Here is an 11,294-nt window from a genome sequence, read left to right on the forward strand (position 1 = left end):
ATCTCACATCTATTGTAATTATATATCTACATGTTCAAAAATTTCTTCCTGTTTTTCACCAACATATTCTCACTCGAGTATGCTGTTCTTAATTCGAATTTTATTGAAATGCCAACGCAAATATCCTAGTTTCTGCCTAATAGTAAGATTCTACAAAACAAAATCCCCCAAACCAACAGTCTGAGGGAACATAAAACATACTTTAATTTTTTAATTTAAAGGCTTAAAACCTTTGATACCAAACTATTTTAACTCTATTTGCGCAACACACTCTACAATCATTGATTGAATGGCAACACTTTAAGTTTTTAAAACCCCTTTATAGGAATATGTGATGTCTACATTTCATGGGCTAGCATTTCTTTATCAAAAGATTTACTCTTCCCTTTATCACTCTTAATATTTCCACTTACAATCCCAATTAAAATGAGTAATACTCCCACCCACTGAGTCCAGCTTATATGCTCCAGCAAAACGAATGAAGACAATGTAACGGCTACCGGAAGCTCAGAAGCTACTAATATGGTGCCAAGTCCTGGTCCAATATGCGGCATTCCAATTGAAAATAAAAGTGGCGGAAGAGCTACTCCAAACAAACCAAGCAGCAGCCCATATGGTGCCAAGTTCGATAACACAGAAACGTCGAATAGAAATGTTGGCGGATACAATGCAAAGACAACTATTAATGCACCAGTTGAAAGAAGAGCACTTTTTTGCACTGGCGGAATATCCTTCTCGACTGAACCACTCAAAAAAACCGAAGCAGTAAATGAAACAGCAGCAAGCAATCCCCAAATTCCCCCTTGCCATGAGGGAACACTTCCCTCTTGTAAAACAATATTTGCTGCTAAAACTGAACCAATTAAGAGAATGGTTATAGAAACAAGCTTTTCTTTGGAAGGCCTTTTCTTATTAAATATCCAATCAAAAACTGTACCAATCCAGACAAACTGAAATAAAAAAACGATGGCTAATGCAGCATCAAGTCTTTGAAGAGACTGGTAATAAAATAAAGATGTTAAGCCAAATGGAATTCCGGATAATAGCAATTTAGATGTTTGAGTAAAAGTAAATTTTATCTTTTTAGTAAATAGGAAAATGATCCAAATCAATACTGCTCCAAAAAAATATTGTCCACCTGTAACCTCAGGTGCTGAAAGGTTAGCTGAGTATGCAAATTTGACAAATGTTGATAATACTCCATAACAACTTCCTCCTATAAAAACAATTAATGCATAATGCCAATGTTTCAAAATCTTCCCCTCCTTTTTTACAAATAAAAAGCCACACAACTGCCAAAAAGGCAATTGTGTGGCGAAAATAGAGTTTCTCTAGAAAAATCCACAAACTAAAAAAAGTTTTATTATTCAATTCAGTAAAAGTATATAATCAGCCAAGTAAAATTGTCAACAAGTATAATGATGGTAGGATTCTCAGTAACATTTCATAAAAAAACACACACTCGGCAGCCCAGTTCAGAATACTTTCTAGTCAGCGAAGCACCTAGCCCGCTGCCTGCACCTGTAATAACGACAATAATAACTTCCAATAAAGACGGCGATATTCATATCCATTAAAGCCTCGTTAATCCTTTACAGGACATGTAAAGGCAACTCCAGTAAGGGTTAGTTGCCTTCTTGTAAAATGAGTTGCGCCACACACTCCACATGCGTTGAGTGTATGTGGCAACAGTTGAGGTGCCTGGTGAGTTTTTTAATATTTTACGAATATGATCTCCGAATACATCACTGCTAGGTTGTCACCATTCAAGTCGATCAAGTATCAACAAAAACCGAAGTCTTCTATTCTCCGCAACTGTACTTGCACGGAATCTCGATGAATACCTCATTATTGAACTGTAGTACTCGGTGAATTTGGGGGTGCATCCCAGATGCTAGCAGCGTAGTAAGATTATGGCGTAAAAAGTATCCAATTCCCTTCAGTGACAACTTCGACCTCTCCGTCAATCACTTTGATGGCGGTTTGATCATCAATTGCATATGCCGGCCCCTGCATCCCAGCGGCCCATCTCTCTGCAGCAGCCATCGTGTTATACGGCAGCATCTCGTGATCCAGATGCGGGAACATTGCAAAATCGACCATACTCAGCGTTTCATCGCCACCGCTCGGCGAAGTCCAGCTAACGAAGAAGTCCCCAATTCTAGGTGCCATCACCATGCTACCGGCGCTCATCCCCACATAGACTGCGTTGAGTGACGGCAAGAGGTCCGCCAATCCGGACTGCTTCATCCAGTAACCCAGGTAGAGGGCGTCGCCTCCCGCGACCAGCAGGACGTCCGTCTCCTGTAACAACGGCACCCAGCGGTCTTCACTAATACTTGGTAGTGCTGTGAGTTCCAGAATGCCGACAGATTTCCAGCCCAGGTCGACCATAGGATTATCTTCTTTCCCGCTGATGAACTCCCAAGCTTTGACGCCGGGGCCAACCCAGGGGTGTCCGTACATCGCGGTGGGGATGCACAGGGCGTTAGAGTCGGCGATCGGCTTGTCCAGCATGTCAACCAACGCTTCATGTATACTTTTGTTATTAATGCCTGCAGATGTAAGCAAAAATTTCACAATTCAACTCCTCCTCTTTGGGTGTGTCTGACCTTTATTTGTTCTGACTTCTAAAATGTGGCTGCAGACTCTATTAAAACAGTTTTGCCTGGTCAAGAGCCAATCTGAGATTAGGTGACATAGGGACATTTCATCAATAATTTTAAGAATATTCTGTACTTATTTCAAATAATTAGATTATAATTTTCTTATCAACCATTAAGGAGGAATTTCAATGAGAAACATCATGAACAAAACCGTACAAACATATAAGGGGGAAACACTTCTTTAATTGTTACGGTGTACTCCCTTATATGTGTTTATTTAAATAACACATAAAGGGGTAACTCATGGATTCTTCAGTCAAAAAATTTTTCTCTTATTATAAACCTTATCAAAAATTGTTTTTGTCCGTATTGGCATGTGCCTTTATCGTCTCCGCCTTGTCTTTGTTGTTTCCACTTCTCGTAAGGTATATTACAAAGGACGTCCTTGAAGGGAACCTATCAATCGCATTAAATAAAGTGTTTTGGATTGGCGGGCTGATGCTTGTTCTAACCGCAATCCAAAATCTTGCGAATTACTTTGTTGACTTTAAAGGACATGAATTAGGCGCTCGCATGGAAAGCGACCTGCGCAGCGAACTGTTTGAGCACATGCAAAAACTCTCTTTCAGTTTTTACGATAAAGAAAAAATCGGCAAGCTCATGTCGAGGATTACGAACGACCTGTTGATGCTTTCAGAGCTATACCATCATGCACCTGAAGATTATCTAAAATACCTGGTTCGTTTAGTCGGGGCGTTTGTCATCTTGTTCTTCATTAATGCCCCCTTGACGATTATTGTATTTTGCTTTTTGCCGTTCTTGGGTTTTTTTATTTTTCAGCTCAACAAGATTGAAAACAGGATATTAAGAAGAAACAAAGAAAGGATTGCCGACGTAAACGCTCAGGTGGAGGATAGTCTGGCTGGCATCCGCGTTGTAAAATCGTTCACCAATGAAAAGGTGGAAATTAAGAAGTTTACTCGTGAAAATAACCTCTTCCTTGAAAGCAGGATAGCCTTCTATAAAGCAGAAGCGATTTTTTACAATGGGGTACAAACATTTATCCAGCTGATTACGATTGCAGTTATTATTTTCGGCAGTGCCAGTATTGTAAAAAACACACTTGATTTAGCAGATTTACTTACTTTTTTGTTGTATATAAATTTTATGCTGGAACCGATTCAAAAAATGGTTCATATGAGCACACAACTCCAGGAAGGCATCACCGGCTTTCAGCGCTTTATGGAAATTATGAATCTAAAGCCCGCAATCGAAAGCAAACCGAATGCCGTGAGCCTCCAGAAAGTCCTTGGTGAAATTGAATTCAGGCATGTTCAATTCCGTTATGAAGACCATTTGGATCATGTTTTGGAAAATATGTCGCTTAAAATAAAACCGGGAGAATATGTTGCCTTGGTCGGCCCTTCGGGTGCAGGAAAAACGACTTTCTGCTCTCTTATCCCCCGCTTTTATGATGTCACTGACGGCAAGGTAATGCTGGACGGAATTGATATCCGTGAAATCGATCTTTATTCATTAAGAAAAAACATCGGTATCGTTCAACAGGATATGTACCTGTTTGCAGGAACGGTAATGGAAAATATCCGATACGGGAATCCCAATGCAAGTGATGAGGAAATTATCTTTGCGGCCCAGTCCGCTAATGCACATGACTTTATCATGAAGCTGCCGAACGGTTACCAATCTGAAATTGGTCAGCGGGGGGTCAGGCTTTCGGGCGGACAAAAGCAGCGGCTTAGCATTGCCCGCGTGTTCCTTAAGAATCCCCCAATCCTTATCTTGGATGAAGCAACGAGTGCACTAGATAACGAAAGCGAAAGCATCATTAAGGACTCACTGGAATTGCTCGCAAAAGGGCGAACAACCCTCGTTATTGCTCATCGCCTTTCAACAATTCGGAACGCACAGCGGATTATCGTTTTGACTGAGGAGGGTATTGTCGAAGAAGGAACACATGATGTGCTGCTTGAAAAGCATGGAGCATATTCAAACCTCTACTCCAAACAGTTTGAATCGATATGGTAATTTTCTTGTTAACTCGGCTCTATAAAAAACGGCCGAGTTTTTTCCAGCTTATAAAGCCTAAGATCTAAAAACGAAAATTTCTTAGTCGGAATTCCATTCAACAAACAAAAAGACAACGCCCAGAGGGTTAGTTGCCTTCTTTCAAAATTATTTTCGCAACAGCTTCACAGTGCGTCGTCTGTGGAAACATATCAACTGGCTGGACTTCAACCGTCATGTACCCGCCATCTTCGAGGATTCGCAAGTCTCTCGCGAGGGTGGCTGGGTTACATGACACATAAACTACTTTCTTCGGTTTCATGTCGATGATAGTTTGCAGAAGTGCTTCGTCACAGCCTTTGCGGGGTGGGTCAACCACTAACACGTCGGCACTGTTGCCTTCTTTATACCAGGCCGGGATGACTGTTTCGGCTTCTCCGACTGCGAATTCTGCGTTGTTAATACTGTTCAACTCGGCGTTTCGTTTTGCGTCTTCGATGGCTTCGGGAACGATTTCCACGCCGAATACTTTTTTTGCTTTTTGCGCTAAAAATAACGAAATTGTGCCAATGCCGCAGTAGGCGTCGATGACAGATTCTTCCCCTGTCAACTCGGCGTATTCGAGCGCTTTGTCGTAAAGCACCTTTGTCTGCTCAGGGTTCACCTGATAGAATGATCGCGCTGAGATCGCGAATTTTATGTCACCGATATAGTCGTAGATAACTTCACTGCCCCATAATAAGTTCGTTTGATCTCCCATAATTACATTCGTTTTCTTCGAGTTGATGTTATGGACGATTGATTTTACCTTAGGCAGCTTTGCGATAATCTTTTCAATTAGCTGGTTTTTATGCGGGATTTCATTGGTCCTCGTCACAATAACGACCATCAGCTCCCCAGTTTGGCGTCCATAACGCGCCATGATGTGGCGAAGCACCCCTTTATGATTTTCTTCATTATATGGCTGGATTCCCAAATCGCTGGCGATTTCTTTTACTGCCTGGACAGCTTCGTTAATTTCATGGAGATGCAGCAGGCTTTCATTCGTATCGACAATTTCATGGCTGCGCGGCTTGAAGAAGCCTGCGATCAGCTTGCCATCTTTCTCGCCAACCGGAACCTGTGCTTTATTCCGATAATGCCACGGGTTGTCCATTCCAAGAATCGGATGCACTACAACATTCTCAAGCTTGCCGATCCGCGTCAGTACCTGTTTCACCTGGTTTTCCTTATACTTCAGCTGGCCTTCATAGCTGATATGCTGCAGCTGGCAGCCTCCATATTTATGGGCATCCTCTGCCGGACACTCAACACGGAAGGTGCTTATTTCAAGAATCTCCATCAGGCGTCCAAAACCGTAGCCCTTGTTCACCTTGGTCACTTTAATTGTTGCCTTTTCGCCAGGGAGTCCGCCCTGGACGAAAATAGGGTAGCCATCAATTTTGGCCACACCCGCACCGTCATGCGTTAAATCCTCAAATTCTACATCTATATAATCATTCTTTTTAACAGGGATTGTTTTGCTCATCATTTCAAGTCCTTTGCTGTGAATTAGCTAAGTCAGATTTTATCATATTGAAGGAGTGATTGCGAAACGCCGGCCCACAACTTTCATACTTTGCATTCAGACCAAGACCCATTCGTCACTCATTGATATCAAATTTAACACCTAAGTAAAAAAGCACAACGAATGGGAATAGATTCGCTGTGCTTTTCTTCAGGGTTTACACCTAATCTCTATTGGAAAGTTTTTAAATCAATATCGACCATGCCAATGGCCGCCAAACCACGGCTGATCCCCATGCCATGGTCCTCCAGGGTAACCGGGACCTCCTCCATGCCAAGGTCCTCCATGCCAATGGTGGTGGTGTCCAAATCCGCCGTGCCACGGCATTCCATGGTATGGACCCCATCCTCCATATTGGCCATATCCCGGATAGCCGAATCCGCCACCATAGCCTGGTCCTCCTTGGTAACCGTATCCTCCAGGCTGCATTAACCCAGTTAACGATCCCAGTCCACCACCAGCTCCGAAGGTTCTCACCTCTGGTACAAAATGGGCATTCATTGTATCTGTATACATGCAAGCACTCCTCTCAGTGGGTCTTAAATATGTTCCCTTTACACCTTATGTAGATTTAGGCAAATCACATAGTGCAATCGCCTAAATTTGTTGGAATTGGGCACTATGTTGTAATTATGAATTTGCTTTCTTCCTGCTCCTTACTGAACACGCATTACCTTTTAGGCACTTCCCTATATAGCCGATTTCCTTCATATGAATATAATTGAGTATCCGCACGATGGACTGGAGGAAATGCAAAATGGATTACTTTTATAAAAAGAAGAGCGATTTGAGCAAAGAGGAGTTGATTGCCCAAATTGAAAAGCAGATTTCTATCTCCCTCTGCATTCAGGCAGCAGCCCAAATTACAGAAGCGGTTTTATTATCCAGGTTATATGCTCTGAAAGACGACAAAGATGGAGAAAGCGAAATTATTGCAGGTGTATGGATCCAATCAATCGGCCAGACAATCGAAGCTTTAGCTGTCAGCAAAGAACTGACTACCTTCAATCAGGATGAACTGAGAGAATTGCAGAAAATCATCATCTCTTCGGACTTTATACAATCCATCGGTGCAGCAATAGAAGGAGCGGGCGGAATCAAAGTCCTGACAAAAACAACGGAATCTTTCATCCCATAAAAAAAGAAAGCAAACTTTTTGATCAGCTTTCGATTTCACATCTTATTTATGTTCTATTTTCTTTGCAGTGGCTTGCTCTGGATAACTTTTCCTGATACTGCCTTCAATCCAGAACTCAATATGGTCGCCTTTTTGTAACCTATCCGCTGCCTCATATTCCAGCCAGATTAACTCCAATCCTCCTTGGTCGATTAATGAGTCACCGGGAACATCTTTGATTTCATTATATCTTTCCTGATTTATGTTTTTTACGACTAGAATTGCCTCATCGCTTACCTCTAAAATATAACCCTCGCCAGATATCAGCTCATTCGAGCAGGCTGCAAGGCTTAAAGCCAGCAGAAACAGCATTAGAATCCCCTTTTTTATTGTTCTCATTTCGATTCTCCCTTTTTATCTGAAGGCCGCAGTTTGGGCATTTCTAAACGGTTCGATTAGGTACAAGCCCCGTCTTTATCTCTTTTTACGAATAGAATATGGAAAAAGCAAAGGATGAATACTATGGATAATTTAAAGCTTAAAATAAAAGAACTAGAGTTAAAAATAGAGGAACTGGAAGCCTTGATCGATCATATTCAAGACTCCTCACAACCACAATTGGATCATGATGATGTTCGGGCCCTGGTAAACCAGATCCTGGCTGATAAAGAAGTCGTAGCCGCTGCAGACCTTGAAAAAAGACTGAGCCAAAACCAGATCCAATTGATCAAATGGATTGTTGGAACTGGAATTAGCATCATCTCCATCACATTCGCCATGATTCAATTTTTAATGTAACTTGGAGATTCATCACTCAACAGAAAATTCCTTTGTCACCCTGAACTTTTTTCCTTCCTTCGGCGTCATCCAGACAGAAAGGATATAGTCACCTTTATCCAGGGATAGCTCATGAAGGTCGATTTCATAGCTCAACGTCTCCCCCTGCTTTACTTTTTCTTCTCCTAAAGCCTGTAAGAAGTTGGCGACACTTGAGAATAGGAAGATTTCCTTTCCATCCTTTGTCTCAACCGAATAATCGTAACGTTGGGAACTCGTAAATTCCAGGGTCACTTCCTGTTCCGTCTGATTTTTCACTTCATATTGAAAAACCAGCGGACTATCCTCTTTTATACTTGCAGCCATTTCTCCTGCCACGATTCCGGCACCTCCTTTTTCTTCATTATTGTTATTCGATACCTGGTTTCCTGTACCACAGCCGGTCACCAGCAAACCCATCAGCAATATTATCCATAACTTTCTCATTGTCCGATCCTCCTGTTGATGAAACTCTTTATTTATTTGTCAGGAGAACGGTTAAAAAGGTTACACTTTTTGATTAACTTAATGAATCCTTTTTAAACAAGGCTCTTTTCTCAAACTTTGTTGTTTTTGGCAACAAAATTGGATTGAATGATATATATTTCTGCACAAAATTAAAGCCAATTAAGAGAAAAGAGCCTGCACACTTAATTCCGAACTATAAAATGACTTATTATCACGTTAAAATCGGCTTGAAGATTTTAACAACAATCATTACGAAAACAGACTTAAACAAAAAGAGAAGTGCATTTGCACCTCTCCCTCGTTTAACCTCTCTTATATTTTTTGTCAAAATACTTCTGGAGCCCGCTGCTGGTCATGGAGAATGCAAAAATGGTAATCCCAATGGCGACGGTTCCGGTAATCGGCAGCCATGGATGTGACCAGATATGGTTGGTAATGTTCACGAAGTAGGTTGGCCAGACATTGGACGTGTTCACCGCCTGATAGGCACCATCGAGCTGGGAAACGAATTTGACACTAAGAAAAATTCCGACGATGCCCAGCTGGCCGATGAGAAACAATGTTCTTCCAAGGTCAGAGAAAAACTGGACGATAAAAAAAGGTCTTAACGGCGGCCAGTAGTATTTTTTCAGCATCGTCAACGGTGAAGAGCCCGAGACGATCCCCGCTTCGACATAAGGTTTCTTCGAGATATCCACCATGCCCTGATAAAAAATATCAGCAACCCGCCCTACTTCAATTACCGCGAGAACGAGCAAGATCCAAAGATACCGATTACCTGAAAACACAATAAACGGTGTGCCGAGAATCAGGATCACAAAGAAAATCGGCGGCATGAAGGAGAATAACCGATTCCAAAGAATCAGGACCCTCCGAAAAAACCGCGAATAAAAACTCGCCATCGCCAGCGGAACCGCGATGATATAACGAATCAAGACAATCGCCAGGATCGTTAACAGTGTTTCTTTCGTACCCAGCAGCACCCTGCTCAATAAATCCACCCCATTCGCATCCGAGCCGATCGGATGATCCGCAGTTGGCGCGAACGGAGGAAGCTCAAATCCTCCGCCTGCCTTCTGCCTCATCACCGTTTCCTTTAACGAGGTATCCACGAACGGAAGATATGGTGCGATAAATGAAATGACCACTAGAAAAGACAAAATGAGTAAGCCAAGAAGTAGTGATCTATTCATGGTCCACCTCTTGCGAAACCGGAGTGACCAGACTTTTAAAGAGCTGGGTGAACAGATTCGAGACCAAAATGATGGAGGCAAAAAAGACTGTGTAACCTGCTGCCGAGATCCCGTCCACCATGATTTCCATCCCGACCTTGAAGCCTGTGCCCCTCAGGACAGCATTAAACAGGCCATCCGCCGCCCCTTGAAAATTCATCAATTTTTCTACAATAAATAGATTCGATAATACATAGAGTGTAATCGTATTCGCATGCGCCAGAATCCTTGGAAACGAGTTTTTCAGAATATGTATGAACAATATTTTCACGCCGGATGTCCCTTTGGATCTCGCAGTCCGGATATAATCATTCCCTGACTGCTCCTGTAGGCTCACATTCGTGATATTCGCAAGGTAGAATACAGGATAAATGAGCAAAAATAGAATGCCAAAAATATAGGTTTCCAGCTTTTCACTTCCATATAACGTTACATGGAAAAACAGACCTTTTTCATATAAAAGCATCAATCCAATCTGGATGATGATGATGAAAAAGAGATCCGGCATGGAGATGAACAGCCAAGTCGTCCCATTCCCAAGGAAGTTCAGCTTCTTTTTTTGCATCCGGAAATCAAAAATCCCTTTTAGGATGCCAAAAATATAAGCAAAAATCAAAGTCGGAACAATCAAAAGCAGGCTTTTCCAGGCCTTGCCCGCAATCCGGTGGCCATACGATTCGCCAGGGACAAACTCTCCAAGGTCAGGGTTTTCTTTTATATACGTAAAGAAACCTTTGATATTAGCAATGTGCTTGTCCAATTCATACTGATAGCTTGCGGATTCAAACTGTCCGCCCTGACCAGTCTGGTATTCCGTCGTAACCGGCATAAACAAAATCCCGATGAACAAAAATACACAGACAATCCACAATACAAACTGCTCGATTGCCTTTTTAAAATAAACCATGAAGCCTCCTGATGGACATAATTTTAATATATTCCAACTATCTTTCTCTCAATCTCCCAAATCCTCATAATGATCGCCTTCTTCCGGCAGCTCCACATCGGGAACCCCAATATCCACCTGCTTGATTTCATCCTTATTGACAAAATAAGAGTAAATCCAGCCTGGCTCATTGGCGAACCTGACTTGCATCTGATATGGACTATAGCTCCTGCTGGTCGGATAACTGATCTCGAACTTTTCCCCCGGATACCTTTTGTTTAGATATTCAGACAGCTGCTCCGTCTTGATCTCACGATGATAGTCAATCCATAATGGACGGACTCCAAAAAAGGCCAGCTCTAGCACTATTACAATCAAGACAATCTTGATTACAGTTTTTCTCCTGTTCCGCGGCAAAAAATAACCTACACCTAAAATCAGCAAAAGCAGACCCAATGCCAACAAAATCTCAATAACCGTAATCGGATGCATTCTCACACCAGCCCTATATTAGTCATCAGTTATATTTTACCATTTTTAATTTTTCTGAAAAGTGTTATTTTCGTTTGACCTTGTT

The 11,294-nt window shown here is 42.0% G+C and carries 12 protein-coding genes; 3 read left to right on the forward strand and 9 right to left on the reverse strand.

Annotated features, from left to right (window positions below):
- Window positions 1–338 precede the first annotated feature (338 nt).
- The gene (locus M3593_RS19730) at window positions 339–1,253 is read right to left on the reverse strand and encodes an EamA family transporter (RefSeq protein WP_251544523.1); all 915 of its coding nucleotides are present in this window, start codon (window positions 1,251–1,253) and stop codon (window positions 339–341) included.
- Window positions 1,254–1,911: 658 nt separating this feature from the next.
- Window positions 1,912–2,580 carry a Type 1 glutamine amidotransferase-like domain-containing protein gene (locus tag M3593_RS19735; protein WP_144480363.1) on the reverse strand — a complete coding sequence of 223 codons (669 nt, stop codon included), beginning with the start codon at window positions 2,578–2,580 and terminating at the stop codon, window positions 1,912–1,914.
- A 329-nt stretch (window positions 2,581–2,909) separates the two neighbouring features.
- Here M3593_RS19735 and M3593_RS19740 point away from each other — a divergent pair, with 329 nt between their 5' ends.
- Window positions 2,910–4,652 carry an ABC transporter ATP-binding protein gene (locus M3593_RS19740; protein ID WP_144480365.1) on the forward strand — a complete coding sequence of 581 codons (1,743 nt, stop codon included), beginning with the start codon at window positions 2,910–2,912 and terminating at the stop codon, window positions 4,650–4,652.
- A 127-nt stretch (window positions 4,653–4,779) separates the two neighbouring features.
- Here the strand turns inward: M3593_RS19740 and rlmD are convergent, their stop codons facing one another.
- Both rlmD and M3593_RS19750 read right to left on the reverse strand, forming a co-directional pair.
- Window positions 4,780–6,159, reverse strand: a complete 1,380-nt coding sequence (gene rlmD, locus M3593_RS19745; RefSeq protein ID WP_251544596.1) for a 23S rRNA (uracil(1939)-C(5))-methyltransferase RlmD — start codon at window positions 6,157–6,159, stop codon at window positions 4,780–4,782.
- A gap of 228 nt (window positions 6,160–6,387) precedes the next feature.
- Window positions 6,388–6,714 (reverse strand): spore coat protein, encoded by a 327-nt coding sequence (locus M3593_RS19750; protein WP_144480367.1) that lies wholly within the window; start codon window positions 6,712–6,714, stop codon window positions 6,388–6,390.
- Between the two features lie 241 nt (window positions 6,715–6,955).
- On the opposite strand from M3593_RS19750, the gene M3593_RS19755 reads away from it, so the two are divergent.
- Window positions 6,956–7,336 carry a hypothetical protein gene (locus tag M3593_RS19755; protein ID WP_251544522.1) on the forward strand — a complete coding sequence of 127 codons (381 nt, stop codon included), beginning with the start codon at window positions 6,956–6,958 and terminating at the stop codon, window positions 7,334–7,336.
- A 42-nt stretch (window positions 7,337–7,378) separates the two neighbouring features.
- Here M3593_RS19755 and M3593_RS19760 read toward each other — a convergent pair whose 3' ends face one another.
- Entirely contained in the window at window positions 7,379–7,714 is a 336-nt protein-coding gene (locus tag M3593_RS19760) for a DUF3221 domain-containing protein (RefSeq protein WP_251544521.1), read from the reverse strand.
- Window positions 7,715–7,837: 123 nt separating this feature from the next.
- Here M3593_RS19760 and M3593_RS19765 point away from each other — a divergent pair, with 123 nt between their 5' ends.
- Window positions 7,838–8,113, forward strand: a complete 276-nt coding sequence (locus M3593_RS19765; RefSeq protein WP_251544520.1) for a hypothetical protein — start codon at window positions 7,838–7,840, stop codon at window positions 8,111–8,113.
- Window positions 8,114–8,125: 12 nt separating this feature from the next.
- Here the strand turns inward: M3593_RS19765 and M3593_RS19770 are convergent, their stop codons facing one another.
- The 4 genes from M3593_RS19770 to M3593_RS19785 form a co-directional block, all read right to left on the reverse strand.
- Window positions 8,126–8,578 carry a BsuPI-related putative proteinase inhibitor gene (locus M3593_RS19770; protein ID WP_251544519.1) on the reverse strand — a complete coding sequence of 151 codons (453 nt, stop codon included), beginning with the start codon at window positions 8,576–8,578 and terminating at the stop codon, window positions 8,126–8,128.
- A 323-nt stretch (window positions 8,579–8,901) separates the two neighbouring features.
- Window positions 8,902–9,792 (reverse strand): ABC transporter permease subunit, encoded by an 891-nt coding sequence (locus M3593_RS19775; protein ID WP_251544518.1) that lies wholly within the window; start codon window positions 9,790–9,792, stop codon window positions 8,902–8,904.
- Entirely contained in the window at window positions 9,785–10,738 is a 954-nt protein-coding gene (locus tag M3593_RS19780; RefSeq protein WP_251544517.1) for an ABC transporter permease subunit, read from the reverse strand. Before M3593_RS19780 ends, M3593_RS19775 begins: the two co-directional genes overlap by 8 nt.
- 48 nt (window positions 10,739–10,786) lie before the next feature.
- Window positions 10,787–11,209 (reverse strand): hypothetical protein, encoded by a 423-nt coding sequence (locus tag M3593_RS19785; RefSeq protein ID WP_144480382.1) that lies wholly within the window; start codon window positions 11,207–11,209, stop codon window positions 10,787–10,789.
- Between the last annotated feature and the right edge of the window lie 85 nt (window positions 11,210–11,294).

Origin of the sequence: Mesobacillus sp. MER 48, from assembly GCF_023714225.1 — a bacterium.
Taxonomy (GTDB): domain Bacteria; phylum Bacillota; class Bacilli; order Bacillales; family Cytobacillaceae; genus Mesobacillus; species Mesobacillus oceanisediminis_A.